Source organism: Chitinophaga sp., from assembly GCF_036569185.1.
In the GTDB taxonomy this organism is placed as follows: Bacteria; Bacteroidota; Bacteroidia; order Chitinophagales; family Chitinophagaceae; genus Chitinophaga.
Genome location: NZ_DATCRD010000157.1, coordinates 22,819 through 39,497, shown reverse-complemented (window position 1 = coordinate 39,497; position 16,679 = coordinate 22,819). Strand labels below are relative to the sequence as shown.

16 protein-coding genes and 1 tRNA gene are annotated in these 16,679 nt (G+C 45.4%); 10 read left to right on the top strand and 7 right to left on the bottom strand.

What is annotated here, in order from left to right:
- Window positions 1-977 (top strand): recombinase family protein (locus VIM72_RS11745; protein ID WP_332003025.1); only part of this gene is annotated, 977 nt, incomplete at its 5' end.
- Here the strand turns inward: VIM72_RS11745 and VIM72_RS11740 are convergent.
- Together VIM72_RS11740 and dnaA are read right to left on the bottom strand one after the other, a co-directional pair.
- Window positions 941-1,029: transfer RNA gene (locus VIM72_RS11740), tRNA-Ser, on the bottom strand. The genes VIM72_RS11745 and VIM72_RS11740 overlap by 37 nt on opposite strands.
- 182 nt (window positions 1,030-1,211) lie before the next feature.
- On the bottom strand, window positions 1,212-2,645 hold the full coding sequence (gene dnaA, locus VIM72_RS11735) for a chromosomal replication initiator protein DnaA (RefSeq protein WP_079469646.1): 1,434 nt from the start codon (window positions 2,643-2,645) through the stop codon (window positions 1,212-1,214).
- Between the two features lie 552 nt (window positions 2,646-3,197).
- Between dnaA and VIM72_RS11730 the strand changes: the two genes are divergently transcribed.
- The 4 genes from VIM72_RS11730 (at window position 3,198) to VIM72_RS11715 (ending at window position 7,580) form a co-directional block, all read left to right on the top strand.
- Window positions 3,198-3,584, top strand: a complete 387-nt coding sequence (locus VIM72_RS11730) for a DUF3127 domain-containing protein (RefSeq protein ID WP_142684009.1) — start codon at window positions 3,198-3,200, stop codon at window positions 3,582-3,584.
- Between the two features lie 136 nt (window positions 3,585-3,720).
- Window positions 3,721-5,280 carry an NAD(P)/FAD-dependent oxidoreductase gene (locus VIM72_RS11725; protein WP_332003024.1) on the top strand — a complete coding sequence of 520 codons (1,560 nt, stop codon included), beginning with the start codon at window positions 3,721-3,723 and terminating at the stop codon, window positions 5,278-5,280.
- A gap of 45 nt (window positions 5,281-5,325) precedes the next feature.
- On the top strand, window positions 5,326-6,270 hold the full coding sequence (locus VIM72_RS11720) for an ABC transporter ATP-binding protein (protein WP_332003023.1): 945 nt from the start codon (window positions 5,326-5,328) through the stop codon (window positions 6,268-6,270).
- Window positions 6,271-6,284: 14 nt separating this feature from the next.
- The gene (locus VIM72_RS11715; protein WP_332003022.1) at window positions 6,285-7,580 is read left to right on the top strand and encodes an ABC transporter permease; all 1,296 of its coding nucleotides are present in this window, start codon (window positions 6,285-6,287) and stop codon (window positions 7,578-7,580) included.
- Between the two features lie 42 nt (window positions 7,581-7,622).
- Here the strand turns inward: VIM72_RS11715 and VIM72_RS11710 are convergent, their stop codons facing one another.
- Both VIM72_RS11710 and VIM72_RS11705 read right to left on the bottom strand, forming a co-directional pair.
- Window positions 7,623-8,570, bottom strand: a complete 948-nt coding sequence (locus tag VIM72_RS11710; protein ID WP_332003021.1) for an NAD(P)H-dependent flavin oxidoreductase — start codon at window positions 8,568-8,570, stop codon at window positions 7,623-7,625.
- Between the two features lie 32 nt (window positions 8,571-8,602).
- Window positions 8,603-9,595: a sugar phosphate nucleotidyltransferase gene (locus VIM72_RS11705; protein WP_332003020.1), complete on the bottom strand. Its 993-nt coding sequence runs from the start codon at window positions 9,593-9,595 to the stop codon at window positions 8,603-8,605.
- A gap of 138 nt (window positions 9,596-9,733) precedes the next feature.
- On the opposite strand from VIM72_RS11705, the gene glyA reads away from it, so the two are divergent.
- The 5 genes from glyA to VIM72_RS11680 all read left to right on the top strand — a co-directional run bounded on the left by glyA (window position 9,734) and on the right by VIM72_RS11680 (window position 14,241).
- Window positions 9,734-11,011 carry a serine hydroxymethyltransferase gene (gene glyA / locus VIM72_RS11700; protein ID WP_332003019.1) on the top strand — a complete coding sequence of 426 codons (1,278 nt, stop codon included), beginning with the start codon at window positions 9,734-9,736 and terminating at the stop codon, window positions 11,009-11,011.
- Between the two features lie 519 nt (window positions 11,012-11,530).
- The gene (locus VIM72_RS11695; RefSeq protein ID WP_332003018.1) at window positions 11,531-12,364 is read left to right on the top strand and encodes an ABC transporter ATP-binding protein; all 834 of its coding nucleotides are present in this window, start codon (window positions 11,531-11,533) and stop codon (window positions 12,362-12,364) included.
- A gap of 7 nt (window positions 12,365-12,371) precedes the next feature.
- Window positions 12,372-13,187, top strand: a complete 816-nt coding sequence (locus tag VIM72_RS11690) for a hypothetical protein (RefSeq protein WP_332003017.1) — start codon at window positions 12,372-12,374, stop codon at window positions 13,185-13,187.
- A 12-nt stretch (window positions 13,188-13,199) separates the two neighbouring features.
- Window positions 13,200-13,571 carry a GntR family transcriptional regulator gene (locus VIM72_RS11685; RefSeq protein ID WP_325638174.1) on the top strand — a complete coding sequence of 124 codons (372 nt, stop codon included), beginning with the start codon at window positions 13,200-13,202 and terminating at the stop codon, window positions 13,569-13,571.
- A gap of 1 nt (window position 13,572) precedes the next feature.
- Window positions 13,573-14,241, top strand: a complete 669-nt coding sequence (locus VIM72_RS11680) for a hypothetical protein (protein WP_332003016.1) — start codon at window positions 13,573-13,575, stop codon at window positions 14,239-14,241.
- Between the two features lie 123 nt (window positions 14,242-14,364).
- Here VIM72_RS11680 and VIM72_RS11675 read toward each other — a convergent pair whose 3' ends face one another.
- The 3 genes from VIM72_RS11675 to deoC are packed head-to-tail and all read right to left on the bottom strand — an operon-like array spanning window position 14,365 to window position 16,659.
- Entirely contained in the window at window positions 14,365-15,540 is a 1,176-nt protein-coding gene (locus VIM72_RS11675) for a M20 family metallopeptidase (RefSeq protein WP_332003015.1), read from the bottom strand.
- The gene (locus VIM72_RS11670; protein ID WP_332003014.1) at window positions 15,524-15,964 is read right to left on the bottom strand and encodes an SPOR domain-containing protein; all 441 of its coding nucleotides are present in this window, start codon (window positions 15,962-15,964) and stop codon (window positions 15,524-15,526) included. Before VIM72_RS11670 ends, VIM72_RS11675 begins: the two co-directional genes overlap by 17 nt.
- Before the next feature lie 29 nt (window positions 15,965-15,993).
- The gene (gene deoC / locus VIM72_RS11665) at window positions 15,994-16,659 is read right to left on the bottom strand and encodes a deoxyribose-phosphate aldolase (RefSeq protein WP_332003013.1); all 666 of its coding nucleotides are present in this window, start codon (window positions 16,657-16,659) and stop codon (window positions 15,994-15,996) included.
- Between the last annotated feature and the right edge of the window lie 20 nt (window positions 16,660-16,679).

Genomic DNA, 16,679 nt, shown 5'->3' with positions numbered 1-16,679 from the left:
ATCTATACCTGCGTGATGTGCCTTTAAATGTGATCAAAGAAAGAGCAAGGGAACTTGGGTATCTAAGAAAAGGAAATATGGCGGTTGAAAGGATTCTTGCCAACCCAATTTATATAGGTTTACAATATGCAAAGCCATTCAAAGAACATCCAGGAGGTTTGTTTCCAACCTTTAATGAAAAAATAATAAAAGCTGATATTTGGTATGCTGTTCAAAGTAAAATGCGTAAACCGGTAAAAAACCGCACATCAATAGATTCAAACCTACCTTTAAGGGGCTTATTAAAGTGTCACTGCGGCCAACCTCTCTCCGGTGCGCCTTCCAAAGGTAAAACTGCGTGGTTTTATTATTATAAATGCAAGTTCAGTAAGCATAATAACATTAGTGCAATCAAATCCGAAAATCAATTGCTTGAAGCGTGGGAGTTAATGAGCCTACCTAAATCTAAAGTAATCGCTATTAAATCCGGCAGCGAAAAAGTCATTCAGGAAGAAGCTAAAAAGAATGCTGCAAAATCTGTTGTCCTAAAACAGGAATTGGATCAGTGTCAACTGGATCTATTCAACCTGGAAGAAAAGTGGATTAAAAATCAGGTCACCCATGACACTTATGAACGTTTTTACTCCTTTTACAAGGAAAAGATAGCGGTCATGGAAAGTAAAATAGAGATGTATAATAGAAACACTGATACCGTTTATACCATTCTGAATAAAAACATTGACATGTTCAGCGACATGAAATTTGTTTATGAAAAAATGGAGGTACTTGAAAAAAGAGAGTTAATAAAGTTGGTGTTCGACAGCAATCTTTACTACCAAAATGGTGTCTATCGAACACCTACAATGATGGAGATATTTACCCATAACTGCTTGATAATGAAAGAGAAAAATGTGCTGATCTACGAAAAAAAAAGGGATAACTTTTCAGTTATCCCTCACAGCGGAGAGAGAGGGATTCGAACCCTCGGTACAGTTTAACCCGTACGACGGTTTAGCAAACCGTTCCTTTCGGCCACTCAGGCATCTCTCCGTATTTCCCTGAAGGGGTTGCAAAAATAGGAAAAGTTTTATATTCTCCAAAAGCAAAATCATATTTTTATAAAAAAAACGTTATAAAAGTGCCAGAAATCAATACCGGTAAAGGCTTGGCGTAAAAAAGCCGTGCTGATGCAGCACGGCTTTTAAATTAGGTTATGAGGGGCTAAGGCCGGCTTACATAGCCGCCAGTTGTACTTTCTGTTGTAATTCGATTACACTGTCGCGGAAATTATTGTCTGTATCCATCAGGTCTTTTACTGTCTGGCAGCTGTGGATAACGGTAGTATGATCCCGTCCACCGAAATGTTCACCGATTGTTTTCAGGGAGTTTTTAGTAAATGATTTGGCGAGATACATGGTGATTTGCCGGGCCTGCACAATTTCACGCTTACGTGTTTTCTGTAACAGCTTGTCATAAGGCACATCAAAATATTCGCATACCATTTTTTGTATACTCTCGATCGTAATTTCTTTGGAAGATGTTTTTACGAAAGATTTCAATACGCGCTTCGCCAGCTCCAGGTCTATTTCCTTACGGTTCAGCGACGATTGCGCCAGCAGTGAGATCAATGCGCCTTCCAGTTCACGTACATTGGTCTGGATATTATAGGCCACATATTTCACTACTTCTTTCGGCATTTCCAGTCCGTCGTTCCGCATCTTCATTTCCAGGATTTCCATCCGGGTTTCAAAGTCGGGGATCTGGATATCTGCGCTGAGCCCCCAGCGGAAACGGCTCAGCAGCCTTTCCTGCACTCCGTCCAGGTCTTTAGGCGCCTTATCCGATGTTAAGATAAGTTGCTTGCCCGACTGGTGCAGGTGGTTAAAGATAGCAAAGAAGGCATCCTGTGTTTTCTCCGCGCGTGCAAAGAACTGGATGTCATCTACAATCAACACATCTATCAACTGGTAAAAGTGGATAAAGTCGTTGATGATATTATTCTTGGAATGATCAATAAACTGGTTGATGAATTTCTCTGCACTTACATATAACACCGCTTTATTAGGGTGTATACGTTTCACATCATTGCCTACTGCCTGCGCAAGATGCGTTTTCCCCAAACCCACTCCACCATATATTACCAATGGGTTAAACGAGGTACCACCGGGCTTTTCAGCCACTGTTTTGCCTGCGCGTCTTGCCACACGGTTACTGTCCCCCTCTACATACGCGTCAAACGTATAATTTGGATTGAGCTGCGAGTCAATTTGTACCCTTTTGATGCCCGGGATAACAAAGGGGTTCTTTACCGGGTTATGGATCGTTAAAGGAAAATCTACTTCATTGTCTTTCTGAGGTTTGGTAAACTGCGTGGGCATGTTTACTGTTCTGGGATGCTGATGTGGCGTACCGTTCTCTACTACAATGCGATACTCCAACCGGGCCTCTTTACCTAATTCTCTCTTGATGGTTTTTCCTAACAATCCCACATAGTGCTCCTCAAGGTATTCATAAAAGAATTGGCTGGGGACCTGGATGGTTAAAACATTGTTTTCAAGTTTAATGGGTTTAATAGGTTCAAACCATGTCTTAAACGGCTGCCATTCTACTATATCCCTAATTATATTAAGACACTTTTCCCAAACTTGTTCGCAAGTTTTATTCATTGAGATAAAAAAAATTAGTTGTTTCTTAATTAAGGATGCTTAGTTCTCGAATTCGAAATTCCCCAACGCAGGATGTTGAAAAATTTTCAGACAGGACGACGAATATCTGTAGAAAATGTTGAAAAAAAAAATTTATCTACCCTTGTTTATATTGTCCTGATTACAGAGTACCAAAACCCCTTTTTTCACTACTGCTGTGGCTTTACAGCCCACACGTGACAAGGTTTTCATTACTATGAACCCCATTGATTAACAGCACATTTATCTTTTCCATTCTCCTTTTTATCATAAATATGGATATATAATTGATAAAATAATATTGTATCCTTTCTCTCATCAAAAAACGTTCACTGATAAAGCCTGAGATATTCACACTTTTTCGGGAGAGGGTGCAAAACTATGTTAGTATCTCCATTTAAAAAAATGAATTAAGGGATAGTAATTATGAAAGTATTTATTTATATCCGCGCGCACCGGATTAATAAAAAATATTTGTCTGCACTAAGTCGAAAACCTTATCTTTGACCCTTCTGAATTTAAAATAATTTTTCTATGAGTTTTGAAATTACCGGAAAGCTGATTGTGAAGTACAACACGGTGCAACGTAGCGAAACTTTTAAAACAAGAGAGTTCGTTATTGAGAAGTCTGACGACATCAATGGCCGTGTTATCAACAACTATATAAAGTTTCAGTCGGTGCAAGACCGCACTGGTATTGTAGACCGGTTCAATGAGGGCGAAAACGTTAAAGTTTATTTCAATATCAAAGGCACCAGATGGGAAAAAGATGGTAAAGTGAATTATATCACCAACCTGGATGCATGGCGTATGGAATCTGTTATGGCAGCACCTGCTCCGGGCGCAGATCCAATGCCTAACTACAATACTCCTCAGATGCCGGCCAGCGGCGGAGATGGTGGCGACGACCTGCCTTTCTAAGCTGAAAGCATAAAAGCTGTTGAAGCGAAGACGTAAGCGGATAAAATCCCTTGTGTCTTCGCTTTACTCATTTTTATACATTACCCGCTATTGCTTATCTTTGCTGCAGTTTTAGGATAAACACCTAACCGCTAATATGATACAGCAAATATCTCTCAAATTACTGCCGGCCGATGCCGCTTCCCATACCCGCATTATCCAGCACGCTGCTGCTGCACTCAGCATAAAAACAACCAGCATCACAGGGTTTAACCTCCTGAAACGCTCTATAGACGCGCGTTCAAAACAGGTGTTCTTTGTGCTTACTATACAGGTGTTTGTGAATGAGCCATTTGAAGAAAGACAACATGCCCATCCGGTATATCCTTCCCTGCCCGCCAATGCCCCACAGGTGCTTATTGCAGGGGCAGGCCCCGCCGGCCTCTTCGCAGCGCTGCGGCTTATAGAAGCAGGCATAAAACCCGTTATACTGGAACGCGGTAAAGATGTGCGCGCAAGACGCCGCGACCTTGCCGCCCTTAATAAAACAGGGATCGTAAATCCCGACTCCAACTACTGCTTCGGCGAAGGCGGCGCCGGTACCTATTCCGATGGCAAACTATACACCCGCTCCAATAAACGCGGCGATATAAACCGCATCCTCAATATATTCGTCCACTTCGGTGCAGAAGATAAAATCATGATCGATGCACACCCGCATATCGGTACCAACAAACTCCCGCATATCATCACCGCTATGCGTGAACAGATCATCAACAGCGGCGGGGAAGTGCACTTTGAACAAAAAGTAAGCGCCATACAAATCAGCAATGGCGCGGTCACCGGCGTACAAACCGCTACAGGACAAATATTTGAAGGCAAACAACTCATTCTCGCCACAGGCCACTCGGCCCGCGATATATTTATCATGCTCCACCAGCAAAATATTTTGCTGGAAGCCAAACCTTTTGCACTCGGCGTACGCGTAGAACATCCGCAGGAGCTGATCGACAGCGCACAATACCATTGCAGCGTGCGCGGCGAATACCTCCCGCCTGCCAGCTACAGCCTCGTGGAACAGGTGGAAGGCCGCGGCGTATTCTCCTTCTGTATGTGCCCCGGTGGCATCATCGCCCCCGCAGCTACAGATCCTGGCGAACTGGTGGTGAATGGCTGGTCGCCCTCCAAACGCAACAACCCCTTCGCCAATTCAGGTATGGTAGTCACAGTAGATGAATCCGATTTCGCACCATTTGCCCATCACGGCCCGCTTGCAGCCATGTACTTCCAGCAGGTCGTTGAAAAACAGGCGTATCATGCCGGCGGCGGCAACTTCGTTGCGCCGGCCCAACGTATGACCGATTTCGTCAATAAAAAAGTATCTGCCTCCCTGCCTGAATGCTCCTATGTGCCGGGACTCAACAGCGCTGATCTGTGCAGCGTATTACCCAAAGTGGTGCACCAGCGCCTCGCCGGCGCCTTTAAAGCATTTGGCCGCAAAATGAAAGGATACTATACTGAAAACGCGGTGCTGGTAGCCACAGAGTCCCGCACCTCTTCACCGGTGCGCATTCCACGCAACAATGATACGCTGGAACACCCGCAGGTGGCCGGCCTTTATCCCTGTGCGGAAGGCGCCGGGTATGCAGGCGGGATTGTATCTGCCGCCATGGACGGAGAACGTGTAGCCGCTATCATCGCCGCCAGGTTATCCTAGAGATATTATGATTATTTATTGGGGATTAATCATTAATTTTTCATCATGAATCTACTGGAAGTTAAACACCTGAAAAAACAATATGAAACCCATATAGCAGTGGATGATGTAAGCTTTGAAATACAACAGGGCAGCATCTTCGGCTTACTGGGCCCCAATGGCGCCGGTAAAACAACCCTGCTGCGTATGATCACCGGCATCTTCTACCCCGATGAAGGCCAGATCCTTTTCAACGGACAAAAATTTGACCCGGAAAATGATGTGCAACACATCGGGTATATGCCGGAAGAAAGAGGGCTCTATAAAAAAATGATGGTAGGCGAACAAACGCTCTACCTCGCCCAGCTCAAAGGACTTAGCCGGAAAGACGCTGTTCAGAAGATCAAATACTGGTTCGATAAATTCGACATCAATTCCTGGTACAACAAACGTGTGGATGAACTCAGTAAAGGTATGCAACAGAAGGTACAGTTCATCTCCACCATCCTGCACCAGCCCAAACTGCTGATCCTTGATGAACCCTTCTCCGGCCTGGATCCCATCAACTCCAATCTCATCAAACAGGAAATATTCAACCTCAGTCAGCAAGGTACCACCATCATCTTTTCTACCCACCGTATGGAACAGGTGGAAGAGATCTGCGATCATATCATGCTGATCAACAAAGGCCATAAAATCCTCGATGGCAGCGTAAAGCAAATCCAGCAGGACTTTAAACAAGGACTCTTCAAAATAGGACTTAGCACTATGCCTAACCCTGCACAAATGGCTACTTATCACTTTAACATTGTGCAAACACATGATAAAGCGTTTACCGTGAAAATGAATGAAGACAGCAACACTAACGATATCCTGCTGCATTTCATCCGCCAGGACATTCCTGTTACTTATTTTGAGGAAATACTGCCTTCTATCAACGAAGTATTCATCACCCAGGTACAGCAAACTGAAAACAGCAACACACCTGTTGCTACTTTGCCGCTGGCCTGATTAACCTGCTACTTATGGAGAAAATCTGGCTCATTATAAAAAGGGAATTTTTTACCCGCGTGCGCAAAAAATCATTCCTCATCACCACCTTACTGGTACCGCTGGCCTTCGCTGCCATGATCATTGTGCCCATCCTGCTGGCAACATCCTCCAGTGAGCACAAGCTCATTGCCGTGGTGGATAAAAGCGGGCTGTTTGAAAATAAATTCCCCGATTCCAAAGGCGTGTATTTTAAATATGTGCAAAACCTGCCTGTTGACAGTCTCAAGCTGCATTACAGCGAGCTTGGATATGAAGGAGTCCTGTATATCCCCGATTTCGATATCAACAGGCCATCAGGATTTGAATTTTACAGCAGCGGCCAGGCAAGCATCACTATCGAAAACAGTATCAACAAGGACATCAACAGTATCATTGAAAAGAAACGCATGGAACTGCAGGGCATTGATCAGTCAAAAATGGACGAAATCAGGTCGGATGTGGAAGTGACGTTTAAAAACGGGAAGGATGAAAAGAAGGGCAGCTCCTGGGTGGCCTATGGCGTAGGTTATGCCAGTGGGTTCATCATCTATTTTGTGCTCCTGCTGTTTGGCACTTCTGTTATGAGAGGCGTGATGGAAGAAAAGGTGAGCCGTATTGCAGAAGTAATGATCTCCAGCGTAAAACCTTTCCAGCTGATGATGGGAAAAATTACCGGCATAGCTGCGGTAGGCCTCCTGCAGTTCTTTATATGGGGAGTGCTCGTTACAGCCATCTATTCATTAATACCGCTGTTCTTCTCGCCGGAAAGCATGCAGGCAGCTGCTACCCAGGGCAACTCTGCCCAAACCGCTGAAATGATCCATCGCATGAGGGATGTGGTAGGCAGCATCAACTGGGCCCTGCTGGTACCTTGCTTTGTGTTATACTTCCTGGGGGGGTATCTTTTTTACTCCGCCTTATACGCCGCCATTGGCAGCCTGGTAAATGAGGATGCCTCCGATGTGCAGCAGCTCACTATCCCGGTAACTGTGCCTATTATCATTGGCATTATGATCATGATGAAGGCAGTACAGGATCCCGGCAGCCCGCTGGCTGTGTGGGGCAGCATTATCCCTTTCACTTCGCCCATGGTGATGATGGCCCGCCTGCCCTATGGTGTTCCGGGCACCGTGCCTTACTGGCAACTGGGATTATCATTTGTTTGTTTGATCGGCGGCTTTTTGCTGACCACCTGGATGGCCGGCCGGATCTACCGTACAGGCATCCTGATGTATGGAAAGAAGATCACGCTGAAAGAAGCCATGAAGTGGGTGGTGAGAAAACAATAATTTTTTGCAGATGGTTACCGGGGCATTTGTTCCGGTAACTATTCAGCTATCAGGGCTGTTCAGCCGGCGGATAGTATCCCTGAACTCTGTCCATATTTCTTCCAGTATAACGGCTGCAGGTTTGATGTCATGTATCAGCGCGCTTACCTGTCCTATTTCCAGTTCTCCTTCTTCAAGGTTACCCTCGAACATGCCGGATTTGGCGCGGGCCCTTCCCAGCAGGGTTTTCAGCGCATTGGCATCGGCGCCGCTGTCTTCCGCCTGTTGTACCGCCTGGTAAAAGTTATTTTTGATAAGTCGCACCGGGGCCAGTTTCTTCAGGCTTAACATAGTATCGCCCTCTTTGGCATTTACCACTGCCTGTTTAAAATTTATATGGGAAGATGCTTCGGGCGTTGCTACAAAACGGCTGCCTACCTGTACCCCCGAGGCTCCCAGTGCAAAGGCGGCTGCCATTGCTTTCCCGGAGCCTATGCCACCGGCGGCAATAACCGGTATCTTTACCTGTTCACATACAGCAGGGATCAATACCATGGTAGTGGTTTCTTCACGGCCGTTATGGCCGCCGGCTTCAAACCCTTCTGCTACTACTGCATCTACGCCGGCCGCCTCGCTCTTTAATGCAAAAGCTGCACTGGATACTACGTGCACTACCTTGATGCCGGCTGCTTTCAATACCGGCGTCCATGTTTTAGGATTGCCGGCAGAAGTGAATACAATTTGCACCCCTTCTTCCAGGATAATATTTATCAGCTGGTCGATATCAGGATACAGCAATGGCACATTCACGCCAAAAGGTTTACCAGTGGCCTGTTTGCATTTCTGAATATGCTCACGCAGCACAGCCGGGTACATGCTTCCTGCGCCAATAAGGCCCAGTCCACCGGCATTACTAACAGCACTGGCTAAACGCCATCCGCTTGCCCAGATCATACCAGCCTGGATCACAGGGTATTGAATATTGAATAAGGAAGTGATACGGTTGTTCATAAGCGAATATACTATAGCTTGATGCGCCGGTATTATCCCAGGTCTATTTCTGTATTGTCGCCTATGTTCAGGCTCTGGCTCAACCCGCGGATATTGGCATCGCTGCCTATCAGCGAGGATTTCAATACTACTTCATACAGGTTGCTGAAAGAACCGATGATAGAGTCTTTTACAATAGAATAATTGATCACCGTATTATCGCCAATGGCCACATTAGGGCCTATAATAGCGTTTTTGATATTACAGCCTTCCCCTATGCTTACCGGTGGTATGATGATCGTATTTTCATATGGTAATACCGGGTTATTGGCCAGTTTATACTTCTTCAGCAGGATGGCGTTTGTTTCCAGCAGGGTGTCTTTCCGGCCGCAATCGAACCAGTTGGATACCTTAAAGCCATTAAACTGTACGCCGTGCTCAATCATACATTCCAATGCATCGGTAAGCTGGAACTCGTCGTGCGATTTGATCCTGTTGTCGATATTACTTTGCAGGCATTCGTACAGCTGCTGCGTTTCCTTGATCTTGTACAGCCCTACCAGTGCAAGGTTCGATTTAGGGATCTGTGGCTTTTCGACTACACGGGTAATTTTACCCTGCTCATCCAGTTCAGCTACGCCGAAGTTGCGGGGATCATCTACTTTCTTCAGGCCCAGCATGGAAAAAGGAGAAGCGATCACCTCTTTGAAATCGCATTCGCAGATGGTATCTCCCAGTACGATCAATACTTCATCATTTCCTACCACATCACGGGTAAGTGATAAGGCATGCCCGGTGCCTTCGCGACTGTTCTGCTGTACAAAGTGACAGGTAAGCTGCGGGTACTTCTTTTCTACATAGTGCTGGATCTTCTCCCCGAGATAACCTACCACAAAAACGAATTCTGTGATACCCGCATCCACCAGCTGATCAATGATGATACTGAGAATGGTCCTGCCGGCTAAAGGTATTAATGCTTTAGGCTGTGTATATGTATGTGGACGAAGCTTGGTGCCTGCCCCTGCCACTGGTATTATTGCCTTCATTTAGTGTTGTAGTTAGGATTAGCTATTGCTGCTCGAATGCGGCGAAATTAACATAAAAAGCGGAAAGCATAAAGCGTAAGGCTTTTGGCTTGCAATTGATCTGGCTTTCATTTATTTTTGCACCAAATTTAAGGCAACATGCAAAGAGACCAGCAAATATTTGATTTAATCGGCCAGGAATTGGAGCGTCAGCGCCATGGCATCGAGTTGATCGCATCTGAAAACTTTACCAGCTTACAGGTAATGCAGGCAATGGGACATGTGATGACGAATAAATATGCCGAAGGGTATCCTGGCAAAAGATATTATGCGGGCTGCGAAGTTGTGGACCAGAGCGAACAACTGGCTATAGACAGGGCAAAACAAATATTTGGCGCCGCTTATGTGAATGTACAACCTCACTCCGGCGCACAGGCCAATGCAGCTGTTATGCTGGCTATCCTGCAACCAGGCGATAAAATCCTCGGACTGGATCTGAGCATGGGCGGTCACCTTACCCACGGTTCTTCTGTAAACTATTCCGGAAAGCTCTACCAACCTCATTTCTATGGTGTTAACAAAGAAACAGGCCTGGTAGAATATGATAAAATGGAAGAAATAGCTAATCGCGAAAAACCTAAACTGATTGTTTGCGGCGCTTCCGCTTACAGCCGCGATTGGGACTATAAACGTATCCGCGAGATAGCCGACCAGGTAGGCGCCTTTGTACTGGCTGATATAGCACATCCTGCGGGCCTGATCGCCAAAGGATTGCTGAACTCTCCGTTTGCTCACTGCCATTTCGTAACCACTACCACCCACAAAACACTCCGTGGCCCTCGTGGCGGTATGATCATGATGGGCGCTGATTTTGAGAACCCATTCGGTCTGAAAACACCGAAAGGCGAAACCCGCCTGATGAGCTCTCTCATCGATACCGCCGTATTCCCTGGTATCCAGGGCGGCCCGCTGGAACACGTGATTGCCGCTAAAGCCGTATCTTTCTTCGAGATCCTGTCGGACGACTATACCGTATACGCCAACCAGATCCTGAAGAATGCGCAGGCAATGGCCAAAAGCCTGGTAGGTAAAGGATATGAGATCATTTCCGGAGGTACAGACAATCACCTGATGCTGATTGACCTCCGCAACAAAAATATCTCCGGTAAAAAAGCAGAACAAACACTGGTAAAAGCCGATATCACCGTTAACAAAAACATGGTGCCTTTCGATGATAAATCCGCATTCATCACTTCCGGTATCCGTGTTGGTGTTCCTGCCATCACTACCCGTGGCCTGAACGAAAGCCATATGGGCCAGATCGTTGACTGGATCGATGCACTCCTCATGGATGCCGACAACGAAGCGCTGATCCTCAAGGTAAGAGGTGAAGTGAATGCGTTTATGCAGCAGTTCCCGCTGTATCCTGAATTGTAGGATCGCCTATCGCCTTCGGCGATGAAATTGTCTTGGTGATATAAGCGGATTTTGTCTGACTCAGGATTATGATGATTACGCTGATTACTTTGATTTTTATTTTTTGAATTTTTTATAATAAGAAGGGAGATAAAAGCGGTATTGCTTTTATCTCCCTTCTTCCGTTAAGATTAAAACTAATCGATATCATCACCATATCAAGACAACTTCCGTCCTCCAAAACGCTCACCCAATAAGCATATCCGCTTATATCTCCCTTATTACCATCCCACTAAAAAATAAATCAAAGTAATCAGTATAATCAGCGTAATCAGTGTTCCAAGACAAAATCCGCTAAAATCTCCCCTTACCATCATCCCACTAAAAAAACAAAATCAAAGTAATCAGTATAATCAGCGTAATCAGTGTTCCAAGACAAAATCCTGAGTCAGACAAAATCCGCTAAAATTTATTTTGTATTTCAAAATATACCCCTATCTTTATAGTGTACTAGTTAGGTAGTACACTAAACCACAGAATATGATTAACATCCAATCCCTGACATTCAGTTACCGGAAAAACAAGCCCCTGTTCGAAAATTTACAGCTACGGCTGGAAGCAGGACATATCTATGGTTTGCTTGGAAAAAACGGAGCAGGCAAATCCACACTTCTTAAACAAATAGCCGGCCTGCTGTTCCCCGACAGCGGCACCTGCGAGGTATTGGGCTACCCGTCTGCCAAAAGACAACCAGCCTTCCTGCGGGAGATATTCCTTGTACCGGAAGAATTCTATCTTCCTAAAGTAAGCGTGAAAAGATATGTAAACACTTATGCCCCTTTTTACCCCAACTTCGACGAAGCCGCGTTCTACAACTATCTGAAGGAGTTTGAAATCCCCGGGGATCAGCAGTTAACGGAAATGTCGTACGGGCAAAAAAAGAAAGTGCTGATCAGTTTCGCCCTGGCTACCAATACCAAGGCCCTGATTATGGATGAACCCACCAACGGGCTCGACATTCCTTCCAAAAGCCAGTTCCGCAAGGTGATTGCCGCCGCGGTGAGTGATGATAAATGTATCGTGATTTCCACCCACCAGGTACGCGACCTCGACAACCTGATCGATAGTATCGTGATCATTGACGGGCACAAAATTATTTTCCGGGAAGATGTACAAACGGTAACGGATAAACTGAGTTTTAAAACCGTAAGCCGGATAGAAGAAACTACCGGTGTGCTCTTCGCCGACAGCAACGTACGCGGGCATACCATCATCACCCGCAACGCAGGCCATGAACAAAGTAAAATAGATATGGAACTGCTCTTCAATGCAGTGCTCACCAATCATAAACCTATCCAGGAAATATTCAACTGATCTACCCATGCAACCAAACAACGTATTTAATGTTCGCCGCATGCAGTTATACCTGCAAAAACATTTTACCGATCATTACCGCTTTTACGGAATGGGTATGCTTACCATATTCGGGCTGATGACGGGCATCTCAGTACTGATGATAACGGTAGGCCGCGATCCATTCCGTGTATTGAGTCACATGGTGCCTTTTTACTACATCGGTCTCTTCTTTGGCGGCGCACTGTTTACCAGCAGGGCCTTTGGTGAACTGGGCAGTAAGGAAAAAGGAGTAGACTTCCTGATGCTACCAGCCTCGCAGTTTGAAAAATTCGTTACCCTGTTCCTCATCAGCGGTCTCGGCTACTTCGTGTTTTATCATATCAGCTGTTACCTCAGCTTCAAAATTATTGAAAGCACACAACTGGCGGCGCTGGGAGTAAAAATAGAACAGGACTATCTTTTCCTGGACCATCCGAAAGAAAAAATATACATCTATTACGGATATCTTATTTTGCAGGCGGCCTTCCTGCTCGGCGCTACCTACTTCCACAAGTACAGCTTTATCAAAACAGTGTTGTGCATTTTTGCATTTGCATTTGCGCTGTGGCTGATTAACTGTGTGATCGTTACACTGATCTTCGGATTCGGCCATGAGTTCTGGAAAAGATCAGTGCCCTTCCTGCTGGTAAGCAAACTGGAAGGCGGCCCCATAGCCTGGCACACTACCATGTACCTGATCCCGAAATGGCTGCAGGATACTTACCTGTTCATGATAAAGTTCGTGATAGCGCCCGTACTCTGGACCATTGCCTATTTCCGGTTGAAGGATCAAGAAATTTAAAAACTCAGCGAAATGGAATTCAAAGATACACAGGCAATATATATACAGATCGCAGATTATATCTGCGAACAGATATTGCTTACCAAATGGCAGCCGGAAGAGCGCATTCCTTCTGTAAGGGAACTGGCGGTTTCGCTGGAAGTAAATCCCAATACGGTAATGCGCACCTGCGAGCTATTACAGCAGCAGGAAATCATCCAGAATAAAAGAGGGATCGGTTACTTTATCAGCGGAGATGCAGTGAAGAAAATAAAGCAGTTTAAAAAGGAAACTTTTATAAGAAATGAATTGCCCAGTTTCTTTCGCAGCATGTACCTGCTGGATCTTGATCTCGATGAACTGAAACCTCATTTTGAGAAATTCAAAAAATCAAATTTCAATTAACATGAAAACCAGCAATAAACTATTCCTAGGCTTTTCAGGCATACTGGTATTATTCATGCTGCTTTCTGCCGCTATACTAAAAGCCAATTACAATAAAGGCATTACAAACACTATCAATCACCAACCCAAACAGGATCCGGATTACGCCAAAGTAACCATTCCTGCATTTAAGGCGCTGGTGCTAAAAAGTACGGTGGCAAAAACTGATGATCATGAAGCTACTGTTGATATCCGCGAATCGCTGGAATATCATCTCGAATTCTACAAAAATGCCACTTACAATCTGTTGGGTGATACCCTCTATATAGAGATCAGCCAACCACGCGATGTGGTGTTATACAGTCCTGCTATCCGCTATATCGACAACAGAACCAGGTATGCCATTAACCTTTCAGAGGTTAATTCGCCCAGCCTGCGCATCAACACCGGCGGAAACGCACGCGTATACATGCATAATTCAAAAATCAATAGCTTCTCCTTTGCAGGTGGAGAAAACAATACGCTGGAAGTAACTGATGACAATGTGCTGGACTCTGTGAAGGTAACAATGGGTAAACGCGGGTCTTTATACTTTTACGCGCCATACCAGGCGGGGGATTTCAGTGTGGATAGTTTAGATAACCTGAATATAACGGGCAAGTCGCTGAAAAGCCTGAAACGATTTAATTAAATCTTAGCAATAAATTCTATCAATACATAAACCTGTTTTCCAGCAGGTTTACAACTTCATAACAAGTTTTTGTGTTAAAAATGAACGTCCCGATCTTCATCGGGACGTTGCTGTTATATCTTTCTAAAGCTGGGTTGCGAGGTAAGCCATTGTTCCCATGCCTATCTCTATCGCCTGTTCATCTACATCAAAGGTAGGTGTATGCACACCGGAGGTGATACCTCTTGCTGTATTACCCGTTCCTAACCGGAAGAAACATGCCGGCACCACCTGTGAGTAAAAAGCAAAATCCTCTGCGCCCATCCGGATTTCCGTATCGCCTACCGCTTCCTCACCGAGGTAGTCCGTAGCAAAGCCACGGGCTTTAGCAGTCACTTCTTCATTATTATATAAAGTAGGATAGCCCACTAATATCTCGATATCAATTTCAGCGCCCATTGCTTCCGCAATGCCTGTTGCCTGTTTACGTATCAGCTCATGCGCCCTGAAACGCCAGGTTTCATCCATTGCCCTGAAAGTGCCCATCAGCTTCACTTCACTGGGAATCACATTGGTGGTGAACCCGCCATTGAAAGCACAGATGGATAATACAGAAGGAGAGAAAGGATTGTTATTACGGGAGATGATCTGCTGCAGACTTACCACCAGTTGAGACGCTACCAGGATGGTATCTACCGTAAGATGCGGCTGCGCAGCATGACCGCCTTTACCTTTAATCGTAATATAAATTTCGTCGGCGCTGGCCATGTATTTACCGGCATGAAACCCAAGCTTGCCAACTTCCATGGAAGGATGCACATGCAATCCCAGGATAGCGTCGGGGCGGGGATTTTCAAGGGCGCCTTCTTCAATCATGATGCTGGCGCCACCGGGATGCTTTTCTTCACCCGGCTGAAACAATACCTTGATAGTACCTTCAAACCCGTCTTTTAATTCATTTAATATTTTAGTAGCGCCCAGTACACAGGAAGTATGCACATCATGTCCGCAGGCATGCATTACGCCAACATTGGTAGATTTATAAGGCACATCGTTGGCCTCTGTGATGGGCAGCGCATCTATATCTGCACGCAGCGCAATGGTTTTGGAGGAAGGGTTCTTACCTTCGATTAAGGCTATGATCCCCGTTCCGGCAATACCTGCTTTAAAAGGAACACCAAAAGCAGTAAGCTGCTGCTGGATAAAAGCAGTGGTTTCAAATTCCTGGAACGATAGTTCCGGGTGGGAATGCAGGTGTCTTCTTATAGCGGTAAACTCCGGTGCATATGCTTTCGCCAGCTCTTTAATACGGTTCTTCATTCGATAGTTCTTTATCCAGTGACACGTTAATAATGGCAGGTACTACAAATACACCGCCTGCGAACAGGTCGGATAATTTGTCCCGTAATTCAGCTGCTTCCTCACGGGTTTTAAAATCGCCTACGCGCACTTTAAAATAGGGGGCCTGGTAATCGAGATAAGTACGGTAATCGCCAAAAAGCTGCATCACTTTGGCTTTTGCTTCATTGGCATCACCACGTTTGTTGGTAGAAATGACCTGTACCCGGAAACCGGACTGGTTGCGGATAGCCAGGGTGTTAATGTAGATCTGTTTCTTAATCAGCACATCCACACGACTATCTTTCACCACTCTTACATTTCCATTGGAGGCGATTGTATTGTCCTGCGCCATGGCCACTCCACTCCCCAACAGACAACACACCAGGATGAATAACTTTTGCATGAATACGTATAATTAAGTATGAACAATTATCATTGCGCTTCTTTGCTTTCCTTTACAATGCTTACACTGGCACTGGCCCCGATCCGGGTTGCACCGGCCGCTATCAGTTCTTTCGCTAAGGCAAAGGTACGAATACCGCCCGAAGCTTTTATTTGTATGTTAGCCGGCAAATTAGCTCTCATCAGTTTTACGGCTTCTACAGTGGCTCCTCTTTCAGCATACCCGGTAGACGTTTTCATGAAATCCACGCCATACTTCGCATACAGCTGGCAACACTGCACAATTTCCTCTTCCAATAATATGCCACTTTCAATGATGATCTTGATCACTTTCTGCTTCTCCCTTACCAGGTACATGATATTGGCAATCTCTTTTTCGAGGAATTCCCAGTCTTTATTCTTCACCGCCGAGATGTTGATCACCACATCCAGTTCATCGGCGCCATCCACAATGGCCAGCACCGTTTCCGCAACTTTGGCTTCAATGGCGGAATATCCGAACGGGAAACCGATAACAGTGGCAATTTTGGTATTGGTAGCTCCCAGGAATTGTTTCGCCAGCTTCACGTATAAAGGAGGCACACAAGCCGCAGCAAAATCGTATTCCACGCACTGCATACAAAGCTGCTTAACATCTTCCAGCGTGGTAGTAGGCTTCAATACGGTATGATCTATATAACGGTTAATCTCCATCATTCATTTGCTTGATTACAAGG